Genomic DNA, 26,976 nt, shown 5'->3' with positions numbered 1-26,976 from the left:
GCGCTCAGCCGGAACCATGGGCCTGGGCCAACTGGCGGGCCATCTGCAGGTGCAGGCGCAGCACCGCCAGGTTGTTCTGGGCGAATTGCCGCAGGTCCTCGTCCTCGGTCTGTTGCGCCGCTTCGCTGAACAACTGCAGCGCCTCTTCCTGGGCGCGGACCTGGCTGCTGGCGAAGGCCGCGTCGAAGTCGTCCTGGCGCGCCTCCAGGTCCTTCAGCCTGGCGCGGCTGGCCTCGTCGGGCCCATCCGCCAATTGCAGCCGGCGGCTTTCGGCCAGGGTCTTGAGCTGGACCTGGGCCTTGGTGTTGTCGTCGATGAGGTGGACGGCGAAGGTCTTCACGTCCGCCGAGCGGCTCTTGCTCAGCGCCAGCTTGGCCGCGCCCACATTGGCCAGGCTGGTGGCCGAGGCGCGGCTGACGAAATCCTGCACCCCGGTATCGGCCGCCAGCAGTGGTGCGGATACCAGCAGGGCGCCCCAGAGCAGGGCGCCGCGGAGGATACCAGTGCCTTTCATGTTCGATGCTCCTTACTCGTTGCGTTGCGTCTACATGGGTTGACGGGCGCAGGCGCCCCGGGGTTCCGGAGGCTTGCCGGGGAAATGCCGCGGGAAGGTGCCGGGCGGAGATTGCACGTGGAAAACAGGAAGCATTACCATTTGCTGATTCTTCGCGTTTATTCCTCCCATGCCCGCCAAACCCCCGCGCAAGCCTGGCCTCTTCGAACACTACGAGGAGCTCATCGGAGCCTGGACCCGCCGCCTGCGCAATCGGCACGAGGCGGAGGACCTGGCCCACGACACCTACCTGCGCCTGCTGGAAGCCCCGCAGGCCACGGTGGCGCAGCCGCGCGCCTACCTGCACCGCACGGCGCGCAACCTGGCCATCGACGCCTTCCGTCGCGAGCAGGCGCACACGCCGGTGGGCATGGAGCACCTGGACGAGCACGAAGCGCCCGACGGCGACCCGGAGACCACCATGCACGCGGTACAGCTGGCCAGTTCCATCGAGCGCGCCCTGGCCGAGCTGCCGGCCAATTGCCGCAAGGTATTCGTCTGGCAGAAGCTGGAGGGGCTGTCCCAGGCGGAAATCGCCGAGCGCCTGGGGCTGAGCAGGAACATGGTGGAAAAATATATGATCCGTACCCTGCGCCACCTCAGGGACCGCCTGGGCGACACACCGTGATGAAGGACCAGCCAGTGAAACCGAGCCCAAGCACCTCGCCGGGGAGCGCCCCATGGCGTTGACCGAACAACCGCGCGACGCCGCCGCCCGCTGGTTCGCGCGGGTGCAGGACGGCGCCCTGGACGCCGCCGAGCAGGCCGCCTTCGACAGCTGGCTGGCGACGCCGGAACACCGCCACGAATTCGAGCAGCTGCAGCGCCTGTGGGGCGCCGCCGACCTGATCCCGGCGCAGCGCCTGCGCGAACTGGCTGCCGACGAGCCGGTCGCCTTGCGTCCGCAAAAGGCCCGGCGGCGCTGGCCGGCGTTCGCCGCGGCGGCCTGCGTGGCCGGGCTGGCCGCCGGCGCCGCGCTGTTCAGCGGCTGGGGCCGCGACTACAGCGCCGAGTTCCACACCGCCCTGGGCGAGCGCCGCCAGGTGGAGCTGCCCGACGGCAGCCAGTTGGAGCTCAACGGCAATACCCGCCTGCAGGTGCGCTTCCACGACCTGCGCCGCGACGTGACCCTGGAGCGCGGCGAGGCCATGTTCAGCGTCGCCCATGCCGCCGACAGGCCCTTCGTGGTCGACGCCGGCCTGGGCGCGGTGACCGTCACCGGCACGCGCTTCGACGTGCGCCGCGACGCCGACGAGGTGCGGGTGGCGGTGGAGGAGGGCAAGGTACGGGTGGCCGGGCGTGAAGCGGCCAGCGCCGAGCAACTGCTGACCGCGGGCCTGGGCACGCACATCGACGCCCAGGGGCGGGTGGCGCCGGCCGCGGCCACCGACGTCGCCGCGCAGACCGCCTGGCGCGACGGGCGCCTGGTGTTCAACGGCGCGAGCCTGGCCGAAGTGGCCCGCGAGGTTTCCCGCTACCGCGCCCAGCCGCTGCGCGTCGGTAGCCCGGAAGTGGCGAAGATGCGCCTGACCAGCGTGTTCCGCGTGGACGACACCAACGCCTTGCTGATGGCGCTGCCGCACCTGCTGCCGGTCAAGGTGCGGACCTTGGTCGACGGCTCAAGCGAAATAATTCTCCGTTAGATTCAGGTTTTCATCGCCCTGTTTCGTCTTCCCCGGCAAAGGCTCGCAAGGCCCGTTTCCTGCGCGCCGCCATTGGGACCTCAAGGAACAGGAACATCGTGACCAACCCTCCGCTCCGCCGCTCCAACCGCACCGCCCGCTACCTGCTGCCGCTGGCCCTGAGCCTGGCCATCGCCGCCGCCATCGGCCAGGCCCAGGCCGCCCAGGTGGACATCCGCCCGATGCCGCTGAACGACGCGCTCAAGCAACTGGGCCAGCAGACCTCGCTGCAACTGTTCTTCACCCCCGACCTGGTGGAAGGCAAGCAGGCCCCGGCGGTCAGCGGCGAGCTGACCCCGGAACAGGCCCTGGAACGCCTGCTGCAGGGCAGCGGCCTGGACTACGAAGTGGTCGGCAACGGCATCGTCCTGCGCAAGCGCGCGGCCGGCGCCGACGAACCGCTGCAGATGGAATCTTCCGAGGTGAAGGTGGTCGGCGACTGGCTGGCCGACGCCCAGGAGCGCGACGTGCAGAACCACCCCGGCGCGCGCACCGTGGTGCGTCGCGAGGCCATGCAGGAGAAGGGCGTGGTCAGCGTGCGTGAAGCCTTGCGCGGGATTCCCGGCGTGCAGGTGCAGGACAGCAACGGCACCGGCGGCAGCGACGTCTCCCTCAACGTCGGCGTGCGCGGCCTGACCTCGCGCCTGTCGCCGCGCTCGACCATCCTCATCGACGGCGTGCCGGCCGCCGTGGCGCCCTACGGCCAGCCACAGCTGTCGATGTTCCCCGGCGTGGCCGGCAGCTACGACAGCATCGACGTGGTCCGCGGCGCCGGCTCCGTGCGCTACGGCCCGCAGAACGTCGGCGGGGTGATCAACTTCGTCACCCGCGCCATCCCCGAGAAGTTCTCCGGCGAAGTGGGCACCACCGTCGAGCACGCCGGCCACGGCGGCTGGAAGCAGATGCACAACGCCTTCATCGGCGGCACCGCGGACAACGGCATCGGCATGGCCCTGCTGTATTCCGGGGTGAAGGGCGACGGCTACCGCGACAGCAACAACCACAACGACATCGACGACGTCACCCTGAAGACCCACTGGGCGCCCACCGACGCCGACGACTTCGCCCTGAACCTGCACTACTACGATGGCACCGCCGACATGCCCGGCGGCCTGACCCAGGCGCAGTACGACCACGACCCCTACCAGTCGGTGCGCGACTACGACAACTTCCGCGGCCGCCGCAGCGACGGCTCGTTCAAGTGGACGCGCAAGATCGACGAGCTGACCCAGCTGGAAGTGCTGACCTACTACAGCGACAGCTTCCGCGGCAGCGACATCGCCAACCGCGACCTCAAGACCCTGGCGTCCTACCCGCGCGACTACCACACCTTCGGCTTCGAGCCGCGCGTCTCGCGAATCTTCTTCGTCGGCCCGACCACCCAGGAGGCGAGCATCGGCTACCGCTACCTGAAGGAAGACATGGAAGAGCGCGCCTCCCAGGTGGCCCTGGTGAACAACGTGCCGACGCCGCAACCCGGCGCCGACGGCCACATCTACCAGGACCGCACCGGCGGCACCGAGGCCAACTCGCTGTACATCGACGACAAGATCGACATCGGCAACTGGACGGTCACCCCCGGTATCCGCTTCGAGCGCATCTCCACCGACTGGCAGGACCGCCCGGTGCTGGACAACAAGGGCAAGCCGGTGCAGGCCAAGAGCCGCAGCAAGGACTACAACGAGCCGCTGCCGGCGCTGAGCGTGATGTACCACGTCTCCGACGCCTGGAAGCTGTTCGCCAACTACGAGACCTCCTTCGGCAGCCTGCAGTACTTCCAGCTCGGCCAGGGCGGCCGCGGCGACCAGACCGCCGACGGCCTGGAGCCGGAGAAGGCGCGCACCTACGAGATCGGCACGCGCTACGACGACGGCGCCTTCGGCGGCGAGGTGACGCTGTTCTACATCGACTTCGACGACGAGCTGCAGTACATCAGCAACGATGTGGGCTGGACCAACCTGGGCGCGACCAAGCACCAGGGCATCGAGACCTCCGCGCACTACGACCTGGCCGCGCTGGACCCGCGCCTGGAAGGCCTGACCGCCTACGGCACCCTGACCTACACCCGCGCCACCTACGAAGGCGAGATCCCCGGCTTCAAGGGCCGCGACCTGCCGTTCTACTCGCGCCAGGTAGCGACCCTGGGCCTGCGCTACGTGCGCGACCGCTGGACCTACAACGTCGACGCCTTCGCCCAGTCCGCCCAACGCGCCCCCGGCCCGAGCACCAATGCCGACGGCAGCTTCACCCACAACTACATCACCGAACCGACCGCCGACGGCCAGTACGGCGACATCCCCGGCTACGCCCTGTGGAACGCCCGTGTGGGCTACGACTTCGGCCCGCAACTGTCCAACCTCAAGCTCGGCGCGGGGGTGAAGAACCTCTTCGACAAGGAGAGCTTCACCCGCTCCAGCGACAACAACGCCGGCATCTACGTCGGCCAGCCGCGGACGTTCTTCGTGCAGGCCAGTGTGGGGTTCTGAGGGGACAGTTCGGCGTCAGCCGGAAACTCCGATGTTGCCGGCTGGCACGGTATTTCGCCTGAGCACGGAAGCCCCCTCTCCCTTCAGGGAGAGGGCTGGGGAGAGGGAACGGAGTTTGATCCGAGGTACGGTGTTTCTCCGGACGCCATGTTTCCCCCTCCCTAACCCTCCCCCGCAAGCGGGAGAGGGGACTGTCCGGTGTGAACAGGAAGTCCTGAGTCAGCCGGAAAGGTCTGCACCGCGCTCGCGTTCCGTAGGATGGGTTGAGTTTGCGAAACCCATGCTGTCATGGCGATGGGTATCGCTCCGCTCAACCCATCCTACGCCGGGGTTTCGGCTGGCACGGCTTCTCGTAGGAGCGCGCCCTGCGCGCGATTTCGCGGGCAGGGCCCGCTCCTACGCGCTGAACCGGCGAATCGCCTCCAGCACCGTATCGCGATCACCACGCAAGGGCTGCCTGCCCAGGTATTCGACGAACCGCGGATCATCCAGCAGCGCCAGGAAACGCCCACCATCCTCGGTCAGTCGCTCGCCATCGCTGGGAGTGCCGACCTCGTTGCCGTGGTAGATGCCCTCCAGCAACCCCAGGCGGCGCAACAGGTCGGTGAGGATCAGGGCGTTGGCGATGACCACGTCGGCATCCGGCGTTTCCGCGCCCAGGCGGCGGTGCAGTTCGGCGTGGTAGTGGCGGGCGATGGCCTCCACCGGGAAGGGCCCGCCGTCGGCGCGAAGGGCGCCGTCGAGCAGGCGCCGGGTCAGTTCCAGGTCGATCATGGCTTGGCCTCCGTCACTGCGCGCGGTCTCCTCGCATGGATATTTCAATGGTTCCGCAGCCGCCTTGAGCGGCGGGCCGGCCCTGCTCGTAGTAAAGCAGGCGCCAGGGCTGCCGTCAGCGCAGGTGCCGACAGCGCCAGGCTGCGCTAGGCTGGCGAACCGTCATCGCCCGAAGAACCCCCGCCATGCCGACGCCACCCGTGGAGTACCGCCTGACGACCCGCGACGCCGTGCTGGTGCGCCCCAGCCTGGCGCTCTGCGAGCCCTTGCGCCGGGCGCTGCAGGACAGCTACGCGGAGCACGCGCCCTTCCTCGACTGGGTGACCCCGCAGGTGAGCGCCGAGCAGGTGCTGCGCTCGCTCAAGGGCGCCATCGCCAACTACGCCGCGCCCTTGGCGGAGAAGCGCCTGTTCCTGCTGTCCGCCGACCGCGCCGAGGTGATCGGCTGCATCGGCCTGCAGCCGCGGGGCAGGGGAGAGAGCTACGTGATCGGCTACTGGGCCAGTTCGCACTTCGCCGGCCAGGGCTACCTGAGCGCGGCGCTGCGCGAAGTCTGCGGGCAGTTGCCGCGGGCCCGGCTGTACCTCACCACGTCCTCGGCCAACCCGCGCAGCCAGCGCCTGGCCGAGGCCGCCGGCTTCCGCCTGGTGCGCACCCTGCGCGGGGTGCGCAACGATGCCTGGCACGGCACCCAGGACACCCTCATCTACCGCCGCGAGCCACCGGCCTGACGCACGCAGGCGGCGAACAGCGGGTCCGGCAGGTAGGCCACGTTCAGGCGCAGCCAGGGGTTGGCCTGGCCGCGGTCGGTGCTGAAGATCGCGCCCGGCGCCAGGGCCAGGCCCTGGGGCAGCACGTCGCGGGTGAAGGCCTCGGCGTCGTCGATGTGTGGGAAGCGCGCCCACAGGTACAGGCTCTGCTGCGGGCGGCACAGCACTTCGGCGCCCAGCGCGTCCAGCACCGCGAGCCCGGCGTGGGTGGCGGCGGCGACCTGGGCCTGCAGGCGGGTGAGGTGGCGCAGGAAGTAGCCTTCGCCCAGCGCCACGTCCACCGTGCGCTCGCATAGCTCCGAGCAACTGGTGTGCAGCAGCATCTTCAGGTCCGCCAGCTCCTCGATGCGCTCGCGGCTGCCGGCGATGAAGCCGACCCGCAGCGAGGCCGAGATCGACTTGGAGAAGCTGCCGACGTAGAGCGTGCGGCGTAGCTGGTCGAGGGTGGCGACCTTGATCGCCGAGCTGGGCTTGAAGTCGGCCATGGCGTCGTCCTCCACCAGCAGCAGGTCGTGCTCGTCGGCCAGTTTCAGCAACTGGTGCGCCTTCACCGGCGAGATGTCCGAGCCGGTGGGGTTGTGCCCCACCGACTGCAGGAAGAACAGCTTCGGCCGCTCGCGGCGCAGCAGTTGCTCCAGCGCCTGCAGGTCCGGCCCGTCGGCCAGGCGCGGCACGCTGAGCATGCGCGCGCCCTGCAGTTGCAGCTTGCCGAACAGCGGGTAGTAGCCGGGGTTCTCCACCAGCACCGCGTCGCCGGGGGCGACGAAGCGCCGGACGATCAGGTCCAGCGCATGGTTGGCGCCGTGGGTGGTGAGGATCTGCCGTGGGTTGCCGTCGATGGCGTAGCCGGCCAGGCGGCGCACCAGGCTCTGGCGCAGGGCCGGGTTGCCCAGGCGGTTGCCGTAGCGGAACAGCGAATTGGCGTCGGTGCGCAGCACCTGGCGGGTGAAGCGGTCCAGGCGCATGTCCTGCAGCCAGGCCACCGGCGGGAAGCCTTCGCCCAGCGGCGCCCGGGCCGGCTCGTGGACGAACTGCTGGCGCATCATCCAGATGGTGTCCAGGGCGCGGGTGTAGGGCAGGGGTTCCTCGGCCTCGCTGCTGCGCGGGGCGCTGGCGCGGACGAAGAAGCCCTTGCCGTGGCGCGCCTCCACCAGGCCCTGGGCGGCCAGCAGCTCGTAGGCGGTGATCACGGTGTTCTTCGAATGGCCGTGCAGGCGCATGTATTCGCGCAGCGAGGGCAGGCGGTCGCCGCGCTGCAGCGCGCCTTCGCGGATCTGCCGGGCGAGGGACTGGGCGACCTGTTCGGCGAGGGTCTGGCGGGGCACGGCGGTCTCCGGGGTGTCATGGGTACAGTGTGGGTACTGTTGGGGCGAACTGTACCTTCATCGGCGGGACCAGTCATAGCACCTTGGGGCCTCGGGCGGCCCGGCGCCACCCGCACCCCACTCCACACAAGAATGACAATGGACACCCCGATGCTCATCGATTCCCGCCTTCCCGCATTCCGCAACCTGTCGCCACGCCAACGTCTCGACCACCTCGCAGCCCTGTTGCAGCTGCCCGAGCTGCAGCACCTGGCCACGCCCGGCGCACTGCCGCTGGAGGTGGCCGACGGCATGATCGAGAACGTGATCGGCACCTTCGAGCTGCCCTACGCGGTGGCCAGCAATTTCGTGGTCAACGGCCGCGAGCTGCTGGTGCCGATGGTGGTGGAGGAGCCGTCGATCGTCGCCGCCGCTTCCTACATGGCCAAGCTGGCCCGCGCCGGCGGCGGTTTCCAGACTTCCAGCAGCGCGCCGCTGATGCGCGCCCAGGTCCAGCTGGTGGGCCTGGGCGACCCGTTCAACGCGCGCCTGGCGCTGCTGCGGCACAAGGACGAGATCGTCGAGCTGGCCAACCGCAAGGACCAGCTGCTCAACAGCCTGGGCGGCGGCTGCCGCGACCTGGAAGTGCACTGCTTCGCCGACAGCCCGCGCGGGCCGATGCTGGTGGCGCACCTGATCGTCGACGTGCGCGACGCCATGGGCGCCAACACGGTGAACACCATGGCCGAGGCCGTGGCTCCGCTGATGGAGCGCATCACCGGCGGCCAGGCGCGCCTGCGCATCCTCTCCAACCTCGCCGACCTGCGCCTGGCCCGGGCCCAGGTCCGTATCGCCCCACAACAGTTGCAGTCGCCGGACTACAGCGGCGAAGCGGTGATCGAGGGCATCCTCGACGCCTACTGCTTCGCCGCCGTCGACCCCTACCGCGCGGCCACACACAACAAGGGCATCATGAACGGTATCGACCCCCTGATCGTCGCCACCGGCAACGACTGGCGCGCCGTGGAGGCGGGCGCCCACGCCTACGCCTGCCGCAGCGGCCACTACGGCTCGCTGAGCACCTGGGAGAAGGACGCCGAGGGACACCTGGTGGGCAGCATCGAGATGCCCATGCCGGTGGGCCTGGTCGGCGGCGCCACCCGCACCCATCCGCTGGCGCAACTGTCGCTGCGCATCCTCGCTGTGCGCAGCGCCCAGGAACTGGCCGAAATCGCCGTGGCCGTGGGCCTGGCGCAGAACCTCGGGGCCCTGCGCGCCCTGGCCTGCGAAGGCATCCAGCGCGGCCACATGGCCCTGCACGCGCGCAACATCGCCCTGGTGGCCGGCGCCCGCGGCGAGGAAGTGGACTGGCTGGCGCGGCGCCTGGTGGAAGCCGGCGACGTGCGCGCCGACCGCGCCGTGGAACTGCTGCGCGAAAGGCGCGGCGCATGAGCGGCTTCGTCAGGATCGTCGAGGTCGGCCCGCGCGACGGTCTGCAGAACGAGCCACAGGTGCTGCCGGTGGAGGCGCGCATCGATCTGGTCCGGCAACTGGCGGACGCCGGGCTGCGGCACATCGAGGCCGGTGCCTTCGTCTCGCCGCGCTGGGTGCCGCAGATGGCCGGCAGCGACGAGGTGCTGCGGCGCCTCGGGCACCGGCCCGGGGTGCGCTTCAGCGCCCTGGTGCCCAACCTGGTGGGCCTGGAGGCAGCGCTGGCGGCCGGCTGCGAGGAGGTGGCGGTGTTCGCCGCCGCCTCCGAGGCCTTCTCCCAGCGCAACATCAACTGCTCCATCGACGACAGCCTGCTCCGCTTCGAGCCGGTGCTGGCGCTTGCCCGCGAGCGGGGCGTGCGGGTGCGCGGCTACGTGTCCTGCGTGCTCGACTGCCCCTACAGCGGCCCGGTGGCGCCGCAGCAGGCCGGCGAGGTGGCCGAGCGCCTGCATGCCCTGGGCTGCTACGAGATCAGCCTGGGCGACACCCTCGGCAAGGGCACCCCGGACGCCACCGCGCGGCTGCTGGAGCATTGCGCCCAGCGCCTGCCGCTGACGGCGCTCGCCGGGCACTTCCACGACACCTTCGGCATGGCCCTGGCCAACCTGCTCGCGGCGCTGCAGGCCGGGGTGCGCACCTTCGACAGCTCGCTTGCCGGCCTCGGCGGCTGCCCCTATTCGCCGGGCGCCGGCGGCAACGTCGCCACCGAGGACGTGCTGCACCTGCTGCACGGCATGGGCTACGCCACCGGTATCGACCTGCCGGCCGTGGCCCGCCTGGGCACCCTCATCAGCCGCCGCCTGGGCCGGCCCAACGCCTCGCGCGCCGGCCGCGCCCTGGTGGCCGCCGAGCGCCGCAGCACCGCGCCCGCACTCTGACAACAAGAAGCCCGGCAGGGCAGGAGACTCACCATGGACACCCGCGACAGGGCGCCGCTGCCAGCGCCGAACCCGCATCCCGATTCCCGCCTCTACGAGGTCTGGGGCGACACCGTCGACAGCCGCCACCTGGCCGGCGCCATCGCCATAGGCGCGCTGGTCAGCCTGGGCGCCTTCCTGCTCGCCGAGCGGCTGTTCCTCGGCCTGGTCGAATCCGTGCAGATGGCCCGCGCTTACGCCATGCTGGTGGGCATCCTCGGCTGCCTGGCCGGCGGGGCGATCAGCGCCGTACTGTTCAAGCCCAAGCGCCGGGTGGTCGAGCACGTGGCCGACGCCGCCTGGCGCGAGCGCGCCCTGCGCGAGCTGGAGGCCGAATACGGCGGCCTCGGCGAGCTGGACGACCTGCCGCCGGAAGTGCTGGCGGAGCTGAAGGAAGTCCAGCTGTACGAGCTGTTCGCCCAGGCGAGCGCGTCCCGGGAGAAGCCCGCGCCCGCCGGGCTGCCGGCAACGGGAGGGGCGGCCTGATGGAGCTTTTCATCGAGCAGTTGCCCATCGCCCTGCTGATGGCCGTGACCGGTGCGCTGCTGTTCGCCGCCATCGGCCTGGTCTCCGGCAGCGACGAAACCACCACCCTGGCGCCGCTGACACTGCTGGTGGTTCTGCTGGGCGTGGCGCCGGCCGGGGTGTTCGCCTTCTTCCTCGCCGGCGCGGTGGCCAAGCACATGACCCACGCGGTGCCCACGGCGCTGCTGGGCATCCCCGGCGACACCATGGCCACGCCGCTGATGCGCGAGGCGAACTTCCTGCGCAACCTCGGCGTGCCGCACATCGCCCTGCGCAAGATGATCTCCGGCGCGGTGCTGGCGGCGTTCCTCGCGGTGCCCCTGGCGGTGCTCTTCGCGGTGCTGCTGGCGCCCTTCGGCGCGACCATCAAGCAGGCGGCGCCCTGGGTGTTCCTCTGCGCGGCCCTGGCCATCGCCTGGTTCTCCGCCGGGCGCTGGGCCGCGCTGCTGGCCCTGGGGCCCTTCGTGCTGCTGATAGTGGCGCTGCAGGCGCTGACCGCCCAGCACGGGGTGAAGCTTACGGTCAGCTACTTCCTCGGTATCGCCGTGGGGCCGCTGATCGTCTCGCTGTTCGCCCTGCTGGCGCCGGCCGAGCGCCAGCACATGCGCCGCAGCGAGCCGCGCACCTTCGCCCTGGCGCCGGACGTGAAGGGCTGGGACGGCTACTTCCCCAACCCGCTCAAGGTGCTCGACCGCCGCCAGACCGGCTGGACCCTCGGCACCGCCGCGCTGTCCAGCGCCACCTTCGTGTTCAGCCCGGTGGCCATGACGGTGATCCTCGGCGAGGTCGTCGGTTCGCGCATCCGCCACGCCTACCACCGCCTGACCTCGGTGCTGGCCGTGCGCAACGGGGTGACCGAATCCACCTACATCGCCGAGGCGATGATCCCGCTAATCGCCTTCGGCCTGCCGCTCAGCCCGGTGGCCGCGGGCCCGGCGGCGCCGCTGTTCAACGCGCCGCCGCGCTTCCACGTGGACGCCGCCAGCGGCCAGGTGCACAACCTGCACAGCCTGATGGGCCCCTGGGAATTCCTCGTGGTCGGCCTGCTGGCGGTGCTGGTGGCGGCGCTCGTCGCCTATCCCTTCGCGATGAACTTCGCCCACCGCGCCGCCGCTTTCGTCGCGCGGCGCGTGAGCCACGAGGCGGTGATCGCCACCTTCGTCGGCCTGGCCCTAGTGGTCGGCCTGTGGGAGGGCGGGCTGCTGGGCCTGCTGGTGATCCTCAGCGTGGGCCTGGTCGGCGGCCTGCTCGGACGCTTCCTGGGCTTCAACATCGGCGTGCAGTTCATGGGCTTCTACACCGCCGTGCTCAGCGTGCCGGCGCTGCTCGCGCTGGCCGGCTGACGCCCCTGGTCGGCCCGCCGCCCGCGCCGGGGCGGCGGCGCTAGACTGGAGCAAACGGGGGCGGGAAGCCCCCGCCAGCCGGCCGCGCCGGCGCCACGGGGCAGTGGGGCGGCGCCGCTTCCCGGAGGTGAGCCATGAGCATGTCCAGTCGCTTGCAGAATTGCCTGTCGCAGCATCGCAGCCGCTACGATCTGCTGCCCCACGCCACGTCCATGACCACCCGCGAGGCCGCCCGCCGCGCCGGCGTGCCGCCGCAGCAGATGGCCAAGCCGGTGATCCTCGACGACTTCCAGGGCCACTGGCTGATGGCCGTGGTGCCGGCCAGCCGCCAGGTCGACCTGCACAAGGTGCACAAGCTCACCCGGCGCAACTGGCGCCTGGCCCGCGAGGGTGATTTCTCCGCGCGCTTCGAGGACTGCGCGCCCGGCGCCATCCCCGCGGTGGGCAGCCTGTTCGGCCTGGAGACACTGATCGACGAATCCCTGGGCGAGCAGGCGGACATCTACTTCGAGGCCGGCGACCACAACGCCGTAGTGCACATGAGCGGCCGCCAGTACCTAGAGCTGATGCCCGAGGCGCGGCAAGGGCGCTTCTGCGAATAGCCGGGTCGGTGGGCGTCAGGCCATGTCGCTGTGGGCGAAGCCTTGGCCGAGGAAGTCCAGCAGGCCGCGCACCGACGGCAGCAGGCCGCGCCGCGACGGGTAGACGGCATGCACGATGCCGGTCCGCGGCGCCCAGTCCGGCAGCAGGTTGACCAGGCTGCCGTCGGCCAGTTGCTCGCGCACCACCACCGAGGGCAGGTGCACGGCGCCCACGCCGGCCACCGCCGCCTGGCGCAGCGCCATCAGGTCATCGGTGATCAGCCGCGGCTGGTAGCGGGCCTGGGCGCGCACGCCGTCGGGGCCGTCCAGCTGCCACTGGTAGTCGCGCTGCGGCGAGCCCCAGTGCAGCGTCGGCAGCGCCGCCACCTCGGTGGGCGAGGGGCGCTGGCCCAGGCGCTGGCGCAGGGCTGGCGCGCCCACCACCATCTGCCGGCTCTCGCCCAGCACCTTCATCACCAGCTCGCTGCCTTCCAGCGGCGGGAAGCGCACACGCAGGGCGATGTCGAAGCCTTCCTGGATCAGGTCCACCTGGCGGTTGGTGGCCTCCACCTGCAGCTCCACCAGCGGGTAGCGCAGCATGAACTCGGCCAGCATCGGGCCGACCCAGAAATTCAGCAGCGCCGTGGGGCAGCTCAGCCGCACCCGGCCCTGGGGCTCGGCGCGGTGGCGCTCGATGACCTCGGCGGCGCCCTCGGCCTCCACCAGCATGGCCAGGCAGTGGCGGTGGTAGTCCTGGCCGATCTCGGTCACCGAGAAGTGCCGGGTGGAACGCTGGATCAGGCGCACGCCCAGGCGCTCCTCCAGGGCGGCGACGCGCCGGCTGAGCTTCGACTTGGGCTCGCCCAGGGCGCGCCCGGCCGGGGCGAAACCGCCATGCTCGACCACCTGGGCGAAGTAGTAGAGGTCGTTGAGGTCTTCCACGGCGCTGTTCTCCAAATGGAACGCTGAAGGTGATTTTCGCAGTCTACCGGCTATAGCGTTGCAGTTCTAAGGTGGCTCCAGACTCTCAGGAGGCACCCCATGAAAGACATCCTCGGCATCTACAGCGCCCCGCGCCCGCACTGGGTCGGCGACGGCTTCCCGGTCCGCACCCTGTTCTCCTACGACCGCCTGGGCGACCAGCTCAGCCCCTTCCTGCTGCTCGACCACGCCGGGCCGCAGGACTTCCCCGGCGACGGCGCCCGGCGCGGCGTCGGCCAGCACCCGCACCGCGGCTTCGAGACCGTCACCCTGGTCTACCAGGGCGAGCTGGAGCACCGCGACTCCAGCGGTGCCGGCGGACGCATCGGCCCCGGCGACGTGCAATGGATGACCGCCGGCGCCGGCATCCTCCACGAGGAGTACCACGCCCCGGCCTTCAGCCGCAGCGGCGGCACCCTGCACATGGTGCAGCTGTGGGTGAACCTGCCGGCGCGCGACAAGCTCACCGCGCCGGCCTACCAGACCCTGCTGGACGCCAGCATCCCCCGCGCCGAGCTGCCCGGCGGCGCCGGCCAATTGCGGGTGATCGCCGGCGACTACCGCGGCCACCGCGGCCCGGCCCACAGCTTCAGCCCGCTGGATGTCTGGGACCTGCGCCTGAACGCCGGCAAGGCCTTCGAGCTGCGCGTCGAGCCGGGCCGCAACACGGCGCTGGTGGTGCTGCGCGGCAGCCTGCGGCTGAACGGCGGGCAACGGGCGGAGGAGGGCCAGCTGGTGCTGTTCGAGCGCCGCGGCGATGCCATCCACGTTGAGACCGAAAGCGACGCCCTGGCGCTGCTGCTGTCCGGCGAGCCGCTGGACGAACCCATCGTCGGCTACGGCCCCTTCGTCATGAACAGCCGCGAGCAGATCGAGCAGGCCCTCGACGACTTCCGCCGCGGGCGTTTCGGACAGATGGCCGGCTGAGCGTCACGTGCCGGACTCGGCCAGCGCCTAGTCTGGTTGGATGCCCGCGCCGGAGCGCGCGGGCCGTTCGGGCAGGACGCCCATTTGCGAGGAAACGAAAATGAGCCGATTCGGCAACGTCGCCAACTTCAACGGCCAGCGCCCGGTGATCGACCCCGACGACACCGCCATGCTGCTGATCGACCACCAGAGCGGGCTGTTCCAGACGGTCAAGGACATGCCCATGACCGAACTGCGCGCCAACGCCATCACCCTGGCGAAGATCGCCAGCCTGGCGAAGATCCCGCTGATCACCACAGCCTCGGTGCCCCAGGGCCCCAATGGCCCGCTGATCCCCGAGATCCACGAGGCCGCGCCGCATGCGCAGTACGTGGCGCGCAAGGGCGAGATCAACGCCTGGGACAACCCCGACTTCGTCGCCGCAGTGGAGAAGACCGGCAAGAAGACCCTGGTCATCGCCGGCACCATCACCAGCGTGTGCATGGCCTTCCCGGCGATCGCCGCGGTCAACGCCGGCTACCGGGTGTTCGCGGTGATCGACGCCTCCGGCACCTACTCCAAGGCCGCCCAGGAAATCACCCTGGCCCGCGTGGTGCAGGCCGGCGTGGTGCCCATGGACACCGCCGCGGTGTGCTCGGAAATCCAGCGCACCTGGAACCGCCCCGACGCCGCCGAGTGGGCCGAGGCCTACAGCCACATCTTCCCGCACTACCGCCTGCTGATCGAAAGCTATGCCAAGGCCCAGGCGGTGGTGAGCAACCACGAAACGCTGGATTCGCAGCGCTGACGACACCCCTTGCCCGGCGCGGGCCGGGCGTTTCCCCCAGCAAGAGGAAAGCGCAATGAGCAAGCCCTATGTTCGCCTCGACAAGACCCAGGCCGCCGTGCTGCTGGTCGACCACCAGGCCGGACTGCTGTCCCTGGTACGCGACATCGAACCGGACAAGTTCAAGAACAACGTGCTGGCCCTGGCGGACCTGGCCAAGTACTTCAAGCTGCCGACCATCCTCACCACCAGCTTCGAGAGCGGCCCCAACGGCCCGCTGGTGCCGGAGCTGAAGGAACTCTTCCCCGACGCCCCGTACATCGCCCGTCCGGGCAACATCAACGCCTGGGACAACGAGGACTTCGTCAAGGCGGTGAAGGCCACCGGCAAGAAGCAACTGATCATCGCCGGCGTGGTTACCGAAGTCTGCGTGGCCTTCCCGGCGCTGTCGGCCCTGGAGGAAGGCTTCGACGTCTTCGTGGTGGCCGACGCTTCCGGCACCTTCAACGAAGTCACCCGCGACGCCGCCTGGCGCCGCATGGAAGCCGCCGGCGCGCAACTGATGACCTGGTTCGGCGTGGCCTGCGAACTGCACCGCGACTGGCGCAACGACATCGAGGGCCTGGCGGCGTTGTTCTCCAACCACATCCCGGACTACCGCAACCTGATCACCAGCTACAGCACGTTGACTGCTGGGAAGTGAGTCTGGGGCGCGCCGGTGCAGCGGTGCGCGCGGACCCACAGACCGCCGACCGGGGACGCCCGGTTGGCGGTTTTTTGGCTGAGCTTCGAGGGCGAAGTCCGTAGCCCGGCTCCCTGAGGGGCCGTTCGTGCCACCGGGACGTCCGGCGAGGCCGGTGAGTCCAATCGCGGACAAAGTCCGCTCCTACCCAAATCGGCGGGCACGGCTTTTGCTCTTCGTAGGAGCGCGCCCTGCGCGCGAATCGCGGGCAGGGCCCGCTACGGTTCCAGGAAGCACGGCTTTTCGTAGGATGGGTATCGCTTCGCTCAACACCATCCTACGGGGTGGTTTGCCGGCGGGCGTAGAAGCGGACTCTGTCCGCGATTCGGCGGATAACGCCGTAGGCGTTATGCGCCCTACGAACGCGCAGCCGAGGGCGCTCTTAAACCCCATCCGCAACCGCCCCCACGCTACCCCCATCCCCCACCCGCCGCAGCAACTCCACCAACGTCCGCGCACACCCCGGCAACGCCTCGCGCTCACGCATCAATACACTGCGCTCACGCACCACCCAGGGCTCGTCCAACTGCAGGATGCTCAACCCCATGCTGCGCTGGTGGCGGCGCGCCGCGGTTTCCGGGAGTACGCCGATGCCCACCCCGGCCTCGATCATCCGGCAGGCCGCCTCGAAGCTGGCCACCTGGATGCGCAGGTTGAGGGTGCCGCCCAGGCGCTCCACCTGCTCGCGCAGGAAGCTCTGCAGGGTGCTGCCCTCGTGCAGGCCGACGTGGAAATAGCCGAGGGTGTCGGCCAGGGTAGGGCGGCCCAGGCTTTCCAGGGCATGGCCGGGCGGCACCACCAGCACCAGGTGGTCGGTGCTGAAGTGGAGGATCTCCAGGCCCTCGGCGCGCACCGGGCCGGCGACTATGCCCAGGTCCGCCGAGCCGTCGAGGATGGCGCGGACGATGTCGCGGTTCAGGCGCTCCTGCAGGTCCACGGTGACGGCGGGGCGCTCGGCGAGGAAGCCGGCCAGTACCTCCGGGAGGAACTCGGTGACCGCCGTGGTATTGGCGAAGATGCGGATGTGCCCGGCCTGGTCGCCGCCCTGTTCGCCGAAGTCGTCCTTGAGCCGTTCCACCTGGCGCAGGATCAGGCGCGCGTGTTGCAGCAGGCGCTGGCCGCTGGGAGTCAGCTCCACGCCGCGGTTGTCGCGGTACAGCAGACGGCTGTCGAGCTGGCCTTCCAGGGCCTTGATGCGGGCGCTGGCGGCCGCCGCCGAGAGGTGCGCGCGGCGGGCGCCCTGGGTCAGGCTGGGGGATTCGGCGATATGCACGAAGAGGCGCAGGTCGGCCAGGTCGAAATGCATGGTGAAGGTATCCGGGTGGCGTTCGGTTTCGGTTAACGCCGGATTATGGAAATGCGGATTCTCGGAACGCAAGCCCCTCGGCATCCTGTTCGGAAACTTCCACGGAAGAGAAACCATGAGTGAAATGTCCTACGCAGCCTGGATAGGCCGCACCCAGGAAAGCCAGGAAGAACTGAGCACACTGCTGGTCAGCCGCCTGGCCGCCACCCTCGGCGAACCGGCCCCCGCCGCCGGCGAGGCGCTGCCGCCGCTGTGGCACTGGGCATTCTTCCAGGACGCCGTGCCCGAGGCCGGCCTGGGCGCCGACGGCCACCCGGCGCGCGGCGGCTTCCTGCCGCCGGCGGACGGGCGCAACCGCATGTGGGCTGGCGGCCGCCTGGAGTTTCACGAGCCGCTGCTGGTCGGCCACGAAGCCAGCCGGGTGACCACCATCCTCAAGGCCGAGGAAAAGCACGGGCGCACCGGCGCGCTGCTGTTCGTCACCCTGCGCCACGACTACCTGCAGGACGGCCGCCTGGCGCTGCGCGAGGAGCAGGACATCGTCTACCGCGAACCCAGCCCGCCCAAGCTCGGCGGCACCGAGGCGCTGCCCGAAGGCGCCTGGTGCGAGGCGGTCGAGCCCAGCCCGGTGCTGTTGTTCCGCTACTCGGCTGTAACCTTCAACGGCCACCGCATCCACTACGACTGGCCCTACGTCACCGGCGCCGAAGGCTACCCCGGCCTGGTAGTGCACGGCCCGCTGATCGCCACCCTGAACCTGCGCGCCTTCTGCCGCGCCAACCCCCAGGCGCGCCTGCGCCGCTTCGCCTACCGCGGCCTGCGCCCGCTGATCTGCCCCGAGCCGTTCGAGCTGGGCGGCCGCCCCAGCGGCCCCGGCAAGGCCGAGGTCTGGGCCGGCAACGCGGCCGGCATCGCCCAGCGCGGCGAAGTGGAATTCGACTGAACCCCCATCGAGGAACCCCCATGAGCAGCACCCCGGAAGAACTGCAGGCCATCCGCGAAGGCGTGCGCGCCCTGTGCGCGGAATTCCCCAGCGCCTACTGGCGCGAGATCGACGAACGCAAGGGCTTCCCCGAAGCCTTCGTCAAGGCCATGACCGAGGCCGGCTGGCTGTCGGCGATGATCCCGGAAGAGTACGGCGGCTCCGGCCTGGGCCTGGCCGAGGCCTCGGTGATCCTCGAGGAAGTGAACCACTGCGGCGGCAACTCCGGGACCATCCACGGGCAGATGTACAACATGTTCACCCTCCTGCGGAACGGCAGCGAGGAGCAGAAGCGTTATTACCTGCCGAAGCTGGCCAGCGGCGAGCTGCGCCTGCAGTCCATGGGCGTCACCGAGCCGACCACCGGCACCGACACCACCAAGATCAAGACCACCGCCGTGCGCCAGGGCGACAAGTACGTCATCAACGGCCAGAAGGTGTGGATCTCCCGCGTGCAGCATTCCGACCTGATGATCCTGCTGGCCCGCACCACGCCGCTGGCCGAGGTGAAGAAGAAGGCCGACGGCATGTCGATCTTCCTGGTCGACCTGCGCGAGGCCATCGGCAACGGCCTGACCGTGCAGCCGATCGCCAACATGGTCAACCACGAGACCAACGAGCTGTTCTTCGACAACCTGGAAATCCCCGCCAGCAGCCTGATCGGCGAAGAGGGCAAGGGCTTCCGCTACATCCTCGACGGGCTCAACGCCGAGCGCACGCTGATCGCCGCCGAGTGCATCGGCGACGGCCGCTGGTTCATCGAGAAGGCCAGCCAGTACGCCCGCGACCGCGTGGTGTTCGGCCGCCCGATCGGGCAGAACCAGGGCGTGCAGTTCCCCATCGCCGAGGCGCACATCGAGGTGGAAGCCGCCGACCTGATGCGCTGGAAGGCCTGTGCGGAATACGACGCCGGGCGCAACGCCGGGGCCGCGGCGAACATGGCCAAGTACCTGGCGGCCAAGGCCAGTTGGGAGGCGGCCAACGCCTGCCTGCAGACCCACGGCGGCTTCGGCTTCGCCAACGAGTACGACGTGGAGCGCAAGTTCCGCGAGACGCGCCTGTACCAGGTGGCGCCGATCTCCACCAACCTGATCCTGTCCTACGTGGCCGAGCACCTGCTCGAACTGCCGCGCTCCTTCTGACCTGCGAGCCCAAGGACGACAAGCGATGAACAATACCCACGCCCTGGCCGAATTCCTCGCCGGCCTGCGCTACGAAGACCTGCTCGCCGCGGTGGTCGCGCGCACCGAAGACCTGTTCCTCGACTGGCTCGGCTCGGCCCTGGCCAGCCAGGGCCGCCACCCGATCCCGCTGTTCCAGCGCCATGCACAACGCATGGGCCCCGTGGACGGACGCAGCCGCGTGCTGGTCGACGGTTCATCGACTTCGGCGTACTTCGCCGCGCTGGTCAATGGCGCCAGTTCGCACCTGGTGGAACAGGACGACCTGCACAACAGCTCGGTGCTGCACCCGGCCACGGTGGTATTCCCGGCAGCCCTGGCCGCCGCCCAGGACCTGGGCAAGTCCGGCCGCGAGCTGATCCTCGCCAGCGTCGCCGGCTACGAGGCGGGCATCCGCATCGGCGAGTTCCTCGGCCGCTCGCACTACCGCATCTTCCACACCACCGCCACGGTCGGCACCCTGGCCGCCGCCGTAGCCGTTGGCAAGCTGCTGGGCTTCGACAGCCGCCAGTTGGTGAACTGCCTGGGCAGCGCCGGGACCCAGGCCGCCGGGCTCTGGGAGTTCCTCCGCGACGCCGCCGACTCCAAGCAGCTGCACACCGCCAAGGCCGCCGCCGATGGCCTGCTCGCCGCCTACCTGACCGCCGATGGCCTGAGCGGCGCGCAGAACATCCTCGAAGGCGAGCAGGGCATGGCCGCCGGCATGTCCAGCGACGCCGACCCGCGCCGGCTGGTGGACGGCCTGGGCAGCCGCTGGGCGCTGGTCGAGACCTCGTTCAAGTTCCACGCCTCCTGCCGCCACACCCATCCCGCGGCCGACGCCCTGCTGGCGCTGATGCAGCGCGAAGGGCTGCAGGCCGAGGACATCGCCCGCGTCACTACCCGCGTGCACCAGGGCGCCATCGACGTGCTCGGCCGTGTGGTGGTGCCGCAGACGGTGCACCAGGCGAAGTTCTCCATGGGCACGGTGCTGGGCTTGATCGCCGTGCACGGCAAGGCGGGGCTGGTGGAGTTCGAGCAGTTCGCCCTGCAGGACCCGCGCGTGGCCGCCTTCCGCGACAAGGTGGGCATGCAGCTGGATACCGAAGTGGACGGCGCCTACCCGCAGCGCTGGCTGGGCCGCGTCGAGGTGCTCACCAGCGACGGCCGCCAACTGCACGGCGGCATCGACGAGCCCAAGGGCGACCCGGGCAACAGCCTCAGCCGCGCCGAGCTGGAAGACAAGTTCCGTCGCCTGCTGGCCTTCGCCGGCACCCGCGGCGAAGCCGAGGCCAGCCGGCTGATCGACGCCAGCTGGCGCCTGCACGACCTACCGAGCCTGGAAGCCTTTGCCTGAGTAGCCCACGGCCCGGGCGGGCGGCCTCCGGAACCCGGGGGTTCACAGAGCGCGGGGCGCCGCCCGCCCGGGCCGTGGATACACACCGACAGCGCCGCGCCGTCCATGGCGGCGGCGCACGAGACACCTGGAGCACCCATGAACCCGCGTCCCCTCGACGGCATCACCGTCATCAGCCTGGAACACGCCATTGCCGCGCCGTTCTGCACCCGCCAGCTGGCCGACCTCGGCGCCCGCGTCATCAAGGTCGAGCGCCCCGGCGTCGGCGACTTCGCCCGCGGCTATGACGAGCGCGTGCGCGGCATGGCCTCGCATTTCGTCTGGACCAACCGCTCCAAGCAAAGCCTGGCCCTGGACCTCAAGCAGGGCGAGGCCCACGCCGTGCTGGAGCAACTGCTGGAACAGGCCGACGTGCTGGTGCAGAACCTCGCGCCCGGCGCCGCCGCGCGCCTGGGGCTGTCGTTCGAGGCGCTGCACGAACGCTTCCCGCGCCTGATCGTCTGCGACATCTCCGGCTATGGCGAAGGTGGCCCCTACGAGCAGAAGAAGGCCTACGACCTGCTGATCCAGAGCGAGAGCGGCTTCCTCTCGGTCACCGGCGGCCCCGGCCCGGACGAAATGGCCAAGGCCGGCTGCTCCATCGCCGACATCTCCGCCGGCATGTACGCCTACAGCGGCATCCTCTCGGCGTTGCTGTTGCGCGGGCGCACGGGGGAGGGCAGCCGGGTGGAGGTCTCCATGCTCGAAGGCATGGCCGAGTGGATGGGCTTCCCCATGTACTACGCCTTCGAAGGCCAGGCGCAGCCGCCGCGCGCCGGCGCCGCCCACGCCACCATCTACCCCTATGGACCATTCCCCGCCGGCGACGGCAAGAACGTGATGCTCGGCGTGCAGAACGAACGCGAGTGGAAGGTCTTCTGCGAAATGGTGCTGCGGCGCCCGGAACTGGCGGAAGACCCGCGCTTCACCGCCACCAGCCTGCGGGTGGCCAACCGCGACGCCCTGCGCGCTCTGATCATCGAGGCCTTCGCCGGGCTGAGCGCGGCGCAAGTGGTGGAACGCCTGGAACAGGCGCAGATCGCCAACGCCCACGTCAACGACATGCAGGGCCTGTGGAACCACCCGCAACTGCAGGCCCGCGACGCCTGGCGCGAGATCGACAGCCCGGTGGGCCGCCTGCCGGCGCTGCTGCCGCCGGCCCGCAGCAATGCCTATGCGCCGCGCATGGACGCCGTGCCGGGCCTGGGCGAGCATACCGACAGCCTGCTCGCCGAGCTGGGCTACAGCGCCGCCGACATCCAGCGCCTGCACGAGCAGGGCGCAGTGTGAGCCGAACCTGACCAAGGACCCCGCATGAGCCCCATCGTCCGTTCCGCCCTGTTCGTCCCCGGCAGCCGCCCGGAGCGCTTCGCCAAGGCCCTGGCCAGCGGCGCCGACGCCGTGATCGTCGACCTGGAAGACGCCGTCGAGGCCGCGCTCAAGGCCCGCGCCCGCAACGACCTGGCGGCCTTCCTCGAAGCCAATCCGCAGGCCCGCGTGCGAGTGCGGGTGAACGCCGCCGGGCACCCCGAGCACGTTGCGGACCTGGAACTGTGCCGCCTGCCGGGAGTGGCGGGCATTCTTTTGCCGAAGGTCGAATGCGCCGACGACCTGCGTGCCGCGTCAGCCTGCGGCAAGCCGATCTGGCCATTGATCGAAAGCGCCCGCGGCTTGCTGGCCGTGGGGGAAATAGCCGCCTGCGCCGGCGTCGAGCGCCTGACCTTCGGCGGCCTCGACCTGGCCCTGGACATCGGCATGAGCAGCGGCACCGCGGCGGCCGCCATGGTCTACGACCAGGTGCGCCTGAGCCTGCTGCTGCATTCGCGGGTCAACGGCCTGCAGGCGCCGCTGGACACCGTCTACCCGGCCTTCGACGACGCCGAAGGCTTCGCCGCGACCCTCCGCCACGGCCGCGACCTGGGCCTGGTGGGCGCGCTGTGCATCCACCCGAAGCAGGTCGCCGTGCTCCACGCCGCCCTGGCCCCCAGCGCCGAGGAACTGGCCTGGGCGCGCCGGGTGCTGGCCGCGGCCGAAAGCGGCGCGGCGGCCTTCCAGGTGGACGGCCAGATGGTCGACGCCCCGGTCCTGGCCCGCGCCCGCCGCCTGCTCGCCAACGCGGGCGGTTGATTCAGCGGGTCTTTCGCTACTCTGCCATCCGGCGTCTTCCGGCTACCGCCGGTCGCGCCGGTTGTGCGGTAAAACGATCCCTGTGCGCTCCTCTGCCGACGCCTCCCTCCGCGCTGACGCAGACCTGCTCCAGTGTCTGCGAGCGTCGACGTTTTTTTGACGAAAATCGTCATATTCCATTGGGATTTACTATTGTGACGCTCCATTGACGTAGTGGCCATGTGCTAATAAGCTCGGTCCAGGCACCAGAAAATCCCGCGTCCGACAAAAATAATGATCCTCCTTGCAGGGGTGGTTTATGCGCTCGACGTTGCTCATTAAATCCATTTTTTTGTTGATACTTCTGTGTGGTGTTGCCGGAACCGCCGATTCTTATATCAATCAAACCGCGGCTGTGCCGGCTACAAGTGTCGCCTGGGTCTTCGCCTCGGCATTGATTGGTTTTGTCGCTGTTGCCAATCGACGTAAGGTTTAGCTTATATCTGATTGATATATATGAATATTGTAAGGATTATATTTTAATTTATTTGCAATTACCGACATTGCTTCGAATGTCGAGGCTGCTCTCTTCCGATATGCCGGTTGTAGTTCTGGATATTTTCGCTGGTATATCGGGCACTGGCTGAAACTCTCCAATTAGTCCTGGTTTCGGCCTGTTTGACCGCAGCTTGTTTAATCCCGGACTGTTGCTATATTCCGTTAGCCCGTCGTCCCTAACCGTGCAGTATCGACGGGGGGCCGACCTCCAGGAAGGTCGCGGCGGTTGCAGCAGGTCGTTCCAACCGCGAAGGAGAGGGAGAGGTTGCGCCCCGCTTTGCTCGTGAAGTGCTTTGCATGGCTACCTGACCGGAGGGATCCCGATGTCGCGTTTGCTGTTTTCAGTGCTGTGCGCGCTGGTGATCTGGCCTTGTGCCGGCAGCGCCGACGAAAGAAACGCTCCTTACCTGCTGAGCCCCGGCGACGTGATCATGGTGTCCGTATGGCGCGAGGAAAACCTGCGCCAGGAAGCCAAGGTATTGCCCGACGGCAGCATCACCTTCCCGCTGGCAGGGCGGGTCGAGGTTGCGGGGCTGGACGCCACCACGGTGGCGCAGAAGGTCGCCGCCAAGCTCGAACAGTACCTGCCCGACCCGAATGTCAGCGTCGTGGTCACCAGCATCGCCGGCAACCTGGTCTACGTGCAGGGCAAGGTGATCAAGCCCGGCCCGGTGCAGATGGAAGGTCCCACCGCGGTGCTGCAGGCGCTGAGCATGTCCGGCGGCCTCGACAAGTTCGCCGACGAAGACGCCATCAAGGTGGTGCGGCGCAAGGGCGATATCCAGCAGGTGCTGCCCGTGCGTTACCGCGACCTGATTTCCGGGCGTGACATGTCCACCAATATCCAACTCCAGGCTGGCGACACGCTGGTCGTACCCTGACCTTGCGCGATGCATTGGAGCTTACCGTGCCTTTGCTGCGAACGACTGGCGTTGCGACGGCGATCCTGATCCTGCCGTTCCCGGGGCTGGCCCAGGCTGCCATCTGGCACAGTTCGGTAGCCGTGCCGATGAGCGTCGAGTACGACAGCAACCCGCAGCTGATGACCTCCGGCGAGAAGGGCGCGACGAGCACCAGCATCGCTCCGGAGTACGACCTGGTCGGTACCTACGGCCGCGATCAGTTGCACCTGGGCCTGGGGGTGACCGTGCTGCGTTCCTCCGACACCAGTGTCGTTTCCGACCGTGAGGACCCCGACCTGGCACTGGGCTGGGAGCGCGAGACCGAGCGTGGGCGCTACGGTTTCACCGGGCGCTACGTCGAGAACTCGACACTGTCGAGCGTGGTCCAGCAAACCGGCGTGGTCACCACCGACGGCACCCAGAAGCTGTATTCGCTGGGCGGCAACTGGAGCACCGCGCTCACCGAGCGCAACACCCTGAGCAACGAGACCGAGTACCGCAACGTGCGTTACGACATCTCCACGCTGACCGACTACGACGAGTTGTCGACCCGCTTCGACTGGACCTATGCCTGGAACGAGCGCACCGACCTCTTCACGCGCTTCTCGGCCAAGCGCTACGAACCCGACGACAGCCTCGACGGCAACGACGCCTCGACCAACGACTACAGCCCCTCGGTCGGGGTGAAGTATCAATTCTCCGAGCGCCTGCAGGGTGGCCTGCGCGCCGGGGTCAACAGGCTCTCCGGGGCCGAGGGCGGGACCAGCGGAGAGGGCGGCTTGGAGCTTCATTACCAGGGAAAGCGCCTCGATGCGAGCATCGCCGCGGATCGCAGCAGTGTCGCCAGCGGGGAGGGCGGTTACGCCGAAGTGGACCAGGTGCAGGGCGCCTGGAGCTACGCCGTCGACGAACGCAGCCAGCTTGGCATGGACGCATCCTGGCAGGACAGCAAGGGCTCCACGCCCAACACCCTGCGCAAGGTCGGCGCCTGGGCCAGCCGCGAGCTCTCGCCTTTTTGGCTCGTGCGCCTATCCTTGGTGTACCAGGAGCGCCAGCAAGACGGTCTGCCCGATGCCACCGGCAAAGTCCTCGGGCTTAGCCTGACCTATAGATTTCCCGACTTCTGAATTTCAGCAGTGTGGCCAACATGAAATCTGAATACGAGCTGACGATCAACGACTACCTCGCCATCATCAAGGACCGGGCCCTGCTGCTGGGCCTGAGCGGCGTGCTGATCCTGGCGGCGAGCGTGGCGGTGGCGATTTCCATTCCCCCGGTCTACGAGTCCTCGGGCACCATCCTGGTGGAGTCCCAGCAGATTTCCCCGGACCTGATCGCGGCGAACAACAACAGCTACGCCGACGAGCGCATCGAGGTCATCCGCCAGCGCGTGATGACCCGCGAGAACCTGCTTCGGATCATCGACAAGTACAACCTGTACGCTGGCAGTGGCCGGCAGCTGAGCGAGTCGGACAAGATCGACCAGATGCGCAACTCGATCACCGTCACCACCCTCAGCACCTCGGTCAAGGGCCGTGGGGAAGTGACGGTGGCCTTCCAGGTCGCCTTCGACGACAGGCGTCCGGACCTGGCCAGGGACGTGGCCAACGAACTGGTCACGCTGTTCCTCGACGAGAACATCAAGCAGCGCACCGAGCGCGCCAGCGAGACCACCGAGTTCCTCAGCCAGGAGGCGAACAAGCTCGGCGCCGAACTGGCGAGCCTGGAGAACCAGTTGGCGGATTTCAAGCAGGCCCACGCCAACGCCCTGCCCGAACACCAGGAGCTGCGCATGAGCATGCTGTCGCGCTCGGAGCTGGAGTTCCGGGAAGTCGACCGCGACTACAAGGCCGCGCAGGAAGAGCTGCGCTACCTGGAGCTCGAGCTTTCCGCGGCCAGCGCCGGGGTGCCCAGCAAACCCGAAAGAGCCGACGCCACCGCGGCCGAGCAGCCGGAAGACCTGGCCAGCCTCAAGGCGCAGTACGTCCGGCTGCTGGCCAGGTACAAGGAAGCGCATCCGGACGTGCAGGCGGTCAAGCGCAAGATCGATGCGCTCCAGGCCGCCGGCGGCCGCGCCGGTGCGGTGTCGCCGGTCAGCCTGGACGTCGCCAGGGCCCAGGCCAAGATCACCGCCGCGCAAGGGCGGATCAAATCCCTGGCCGACCAGAAGCGCGAGCTCATCAAGAAAATGGACGCCTACGAGGCCGAGATCATCGAGACTCCGCAGGTGGAGCGCGGCCTTGTCACGCTGATGCGCGACCACGACAACGCGCGCAAGAAGTACGAGGAAATCCGCGCCAAGGAAATGGCCGCGAAGATTTCCGAAAGCCTGGAACAGGAGAACAAGGCCGAGCGCTTCGTCCTCCTGGAGCCGCCATTGATGCCTGAGAAACCGGTCAAGCCGAACCGCAAGAAGATCGTCGCCCTGGGGGTCTTCCTCGCTCCGGCGGGAGCCGGCGCGCTGGTGATGCTGCTGGAGATGCTCAACCAGCGCGTGCGTGGCGTCGACGCCCTGCAAAGCGTGCTGGGCCGCCGCGTGCTGGCCGCCATCCCACGCATTCCCACCCAGGAGGAACTGGCCCGGCGCAAACGCTGGTGGCGGATACTGGTCGTCGGCGCGCTGGTGCTGATCGCTGTCGTCCTGGTGCTCCTGCACCTCTTCTACATGCCCCTGGATCTTCTGTTGTTCAAGACCATGGCCCGGTTCACATAGGAAAAGCAGTG

Annotated in this window: 26 protein-coding genes; 21 read left to right on the top strand and 5 right to left on the bottom strand. The window is 69.1% G+C overall.

The features are described from left to right. Positions 1 to 4: 4 nt before the first annotated feature. Positions 5 to 514 (bottom strand): DUF4142 domain-containing protein, encoded by a 510-nt coding sequence (locus QSJ95_RS03730; protein WP_285640161.1) that lies wholly within the window; start codon positions 512 to 514, stop codon positions 5 to 7. 169 nt (positions 515 to 683) lie between these two features. Here QSJ95_RS03730 and QSJ95_RS03725 point away from each other — a divergent pair, with 169 nt between their 5' ends. The 3 genes from QSJ95_RS03725 (at position 684) to QSJ95_RS03715 (ending at position 4,721) form a co-directional block, all read left to right on the top strand. Further along, positions 684 to 1,181, top strand: a complete 498-nt coding sequence (locus tag QSJ95_RS03725; protein WP_285640159.1) for a sigma-70 family RNA polymerase sigma factor — start codon at positions 684 to 686, stop codon at positions 1,179 to 1,181. A 52-nt stretch (positions 1,182 to 1,233) separates the two neighbouring features. Continuing rightward, complete coding sequence (locus QSJ95_RS03720) at positions 1,234 to 2,196, top strand: FecR family protein (RefSeq protein ID WP_285640157.1); 963 nt, start codon at positions 1,234 to 1,236, stop codon at positions 2,194 to 2,196. Between the two features lie 98 nt (positions 2,197 to 2,294). Continuing rightward, positions 2,295 to 4,721, top strand: a complete 2,427-nt coding sequence (locus QSJ95_RS03715) for a TonB-dependent siderophore receptor (RefSeq protein ID WP_285640155.1) — start codon at positions 2,295 to 2,297, stop codon at positions 4,719 to 4,721. Between the two features lie 396 nt (positions 4,722 to 5,117). Here the strand turns inward: QSJ95_RS03715 and QSJ95_RS03710 are convergent, their stop codons facing one another. Beyond that, complete coding sequence (locus QSJ95_RS03710) at positions 5,118 to 5,495, bottom strand: hypothetical protein (protein WP_043317695.1); 378 nt, start codon at positions 5,493 to 5,495, stop codon at positions 5,118 to 5,120. Between the two features lie 185 nt (positions 5,496 to 5,680). On the opposite strand from QSJ95_RS03710, the gene QSJ95_RS03705 reads away from it, so the two are divergent. Beyond that, on the top strand, positions 5,681 to 6,226 hold the full coding sequence (locus QSJ95_RS03705; RefSeq protein WP_285640151.1) for a GNAT family N-acetyltransferase: 546 nt from the start codon (positions 5,681 to 5,683) through the stop codon (positions 6,224 to 6,226). Here QSJ95_RS03705 and QSJ95_RS03700 read toward each other — a convergent pair. Then, positions 6,202 to 7,590 carry an aminotransferase-like domain-containing protein gene (locus QSJ95_RS03700; protein WP_285640149.1) on the bottom strand — a complete coding sequence of 463 codons (1,389 nt, stop codon included), beginning with the start codon at positions 7,588 to 7,590 and terminating at the stop codon, positions 6,202 to 6,204. The two genes, QSJ95_RS03705 and QSJ95_RS03700, sit on opposite strands and share 25 nt — an antisense overlap. 150 nt (positions 7,591 to 7,740) lie before the next feature. Here QSJ95_RS03700 and QSJ95_RS03695 point away from each other — a divergent pair, with 150 nt between their 5' ends. The 5 genes from QSJ95_RS03695 to QSJ95_RS03675 all read left to right on the top strand — a co-directional run bounded on the left by QSJ95_RS03695 (position 7,741) and on the right by QSJ95_RS03675 (position 12,447). Beyond that, positions 7,741 to 9,021 (top strand): hydroxymethylglutaryl-CoA reductase, degradative, encoded by a 1,281-nt coding sequence (locus QSJ95_RS03695; RefSeq protein WP_285640147.1) that lies wholly within the window; start codon positions 7,741 to 7,743, stop codon positions 9,019 to 9,021. Continuing rightward, positions 9,018 to 9,938, top strand: a complete 921-nt coding sequence (locus QSJ95_RS03690) for a hydroxymethylglutaryl-CoA lyase (protein ID WP_061561737.1) — start codon at positions 9,018 to 9,020, stop codon at positions 9,936 to 9,938. The genes QSJ95_RS03695 and QSJ95_RS03690 overlap by 4 nt, the downstream gene beginning before the upstream one ends. Positions 9,939 to 9,971: 33 nt before the next feature. After that, positions 9,972 to 10,463 (top strand): hypothetical protein, encoded by a 492-nt coding sequence (locus QSJ95_RS03685; protein WP_285640143.1) that lies wholly within the window; start codon positions 9,972 to 9,974, stop codon positions 10,461 to 10,463. Further along, positions 10,463 to 11,845: a tripartite tricarboxylate transporter permease gene (locus QSJ95_RS03680; RefSeq protein ID WP_285640142.1), complete on the top strand. Its 1,383-nt coding sequence runs from the start codon at positions 10,463 to 10,465 to the stop codon at positions 11,843 to 11,845. The genes QSJ95_RS03685 and QSJ95_RS03680 overlap by 1 nt, the downstream gene beginning before the upstream one ends. A 134-nt stretch (positions 11,846 to 11,979) precedes the next feature. Beyond that, entirely contained in the window at positions 11,980 to 12,447 is a 468-nt protein-coding gene (locus tag QSJ95_RS03675) for an aminoacyl-tRNA deacylase (RefSeq protein WP_009622089.1), read from the top strand. A 15-nt stretch (positions 12,448 to 12,462) separates the two neighbouring features. On the opposite strand, the gene QSJ95_RS03670 is transcribed toward QSJ95_RS03675, so the two are convergent. Beyond that, on the bottom strand, positions 12,463 to 13,368 hold the full coding sequence (locus tag QSJ95_RS03670) for a LysR family transcriptional regulator (RefSeq protein ID WP_285640141.1): 906 nt from the start codon (positions 13,366 to 13,368) through the stop codon (positions 12,463 to 12,465). A 99-nt stretch (positions 13,369 to 13,467) separates the two neighbouring features. Here QSJ95_RS03670 and QSJ95_RS03665 point away from each other — a divergent pair, with 99 nt between their 5' ends. The 3 genes from QSJ95_RS03665 (at position 13,468) to ycaC (ending at position 15,803) form a co-directional block, all read left to right on the top strand. Then, positions 13,468 to 14,334 (top strand): pirin family protein, encoded by an 867-nt coding sequence (locus QSJ95_RS03665; RefSeq protein ID WP_285640140.1) that lies wholly within the window; start codon positions 13,468 to 13,470, stop codon positions 14,332 to 14,334. Between the two features lie 100 nt (positions 14,335 to 14,434). Further along, positions 14,435 to 15,121 carry a hydrolase gene (locus QSJ95_RS03660; RefSeq protein ID WP_285640139.1) on the top strand — a complete coding sequence of 229 codons (687 nt, stop codon included), beginning with the start codon at positions 14,435 to 14,437 and terminating at the stop codon, positions 15,119 to 15,121. A gap of 55 nt (positions 15,122 to 15,176) precedes the next feature. Further along, the gene (ycaC, locus tag QSJ95_RS03655) at positions 15,177 to 15,803 is read left to right on the top strand and encodes an isochorismate family cysteine hydrolase YcaC (RefSeq protein WP_043317714.1); all 627 of its coding nucleotides are present in this window, start codon (positions 15,177 to 15,179) and stop codon (positions 15,801 to 15,803) included. 421 nt (positions 15,804 to 16,224) lie between these two features. On the opposite strand, the gene QSJ95_RS03650 is transcribed toward ycaC, so the two are convergent. Further along, positions 16,225 to 17,148 carry a LysR family transcriptional regulator gene (locus QSJ95_RS03650; RefSeq protein ID WP_285640138.1) on the bottom strand — a complete coding sequence of 308 codons (924 nt, stop codon included), beginning with the start codon at positions 17,146 to 17,148 and terminating at the stop codon, positions 16,225 to 16,227. Positions 17,149 to 17,263: 115 nt separating this feature from the next. Here QSJ95_RS03650 and QSJ95_RS03645 point away from each other — a divergent pair, with 115 nt between their 5' ends. The 9 genes from QSJ95_RS03645 (at position 17,264) to QSJ95_RS03610 (ending at position 26,965) form a co-directional block, all read left to right on the top strand. Further along, the gene (locus QSJ95_RS03645) at positions 17,264 to 18,091 is read left to right on the top strand and encodes an HTD2 family dehydratase (RefSeq protein ID WP_285640136.1); all 828 of its coding nucleotides are present in this window, start codon (positions 17,264 to 17,266) and stop codon (positions 18,089 to 18,091) included. A 20-nt stretch (positions 18,092 to 18,111) separates the two neighbouring features. After that, the gene (locus QSJ95_RS03640; RefSeq protein WP_009622074.1) at positions 18,112 to 19,272 is read left to right on the top strand and encodes an acyl-CoA dehydrogenase family protein; all 1,161 of its coding nucleotides are present in this window, start codon (positions 18,112 to 18,114) and stop codon (positions 19,270 to 19,272) included. A 25-nt stretch (positions 19,273 to 19,297) separates the two neighbouring features. Beyond that, entirely contained in the window at positions 19,298 to 20,647 is a 1,350-nt protein-coding gene (locus QSJ95_RS03635) for an MmgE/PrpD family protein (RefSeq protein ID WP_285640133.1), read from the top strand. Between the two features lie 138 nt (positions 20,648 to 20,785). Beyond that, complete coding sequence (locus QSJ95_RS03630; RefSeq protein ID WP_043272759.1) at positions 20,786 to 21,976, top strand: CaiB/BaiF CoA transferase family protein; 1,191 nt, start codon at positions 20,786 to 20,788, stop codon at positions 21,974 to 21,976. 24 nt (positions 21,977 to 22,000) lie between these two features. After that, positions 22,001 to 22,813 carry an HpcH/HpaI aldolase/citrate lyase family protein gene (locus tag QSJ95_RS03625; RefSeq protein WP_285640131.1) on the top strand — a complete coding sequence of 271 codons (813 nt, stop codon included), beginning with the start codon at positions 22,001 to 22,003 and terminating at the stop codon, positions 22,811 to 22,813. Between the two features lie 298 nt (positions 22,814 to 23,111). Then, the gene (gene eppA / locus QSJ95_RS32930) at positions 23,112 to 23,288 is read left to right on the top strand and encodes an EPS-associated small membrane protein EppA (RefSeq protein WP_418323295.1); all 177 of its coding nucleotides are present in this window, start codon (positions 23,112 to 23,114) and stop codon (positions 23,286 to 23,288) included. A 385-nt stretch (positions 23,289 to 23,673) separates the two neighbouring features. Next, a complete protein-coding gene (locus QSJ95_RS03620) occupies positions 23,674 to 24,231 on the top strand; it encodes a polysaccharide biosynthesis/export family protein (protein ID WP_285640129.1) in 558 nt (185 codons plus the stop codon). 26 nt (positions 24,232 to 24,257) lie between these two features. Further along, positions 24,258 to 25,379: a hypothetical protein gene (locus QSJ95_RS03615; RefSeq protein WP_285640127.1), complete on the top strand. Its 1,122-nt coding sequence runs from the start codon at positions 24,258 to 24,260 to the stop codon at positions 25,377 to 25,379. A 20-nt stretch (positions 25,380 to 25,399) separates the two neighbouring features. Then, positions 25,400 to 26,965 (top strand): GumC family protein, encoded by a 1,566-nt coding sequence (locus tag QSJ95_RS03610; protein ID WP_285640126.1) that lies wholly within the window; start codon positions 25,400 to 25,402, stop codon positions 26,963 to 26,965. The last annotated feature ends 11 nt before the right edge of the window (positions 26,966 to 26,976 follow it).

This window comes from Pseudomonas sp. NBRC 100443, from assembly GCF_030268185.1.
GTDB lineage: Bacteria > Pseudomonadota > Gammaproteobacteria > Pseudomonadales > Pseudomonadaceae > Pseudomonas > Pseudomonas citronellolis.
Note: the sequence above shows the minus strand (reverse complement) of the source record. Positions and strands in the feature narration are given on the sequence as shown.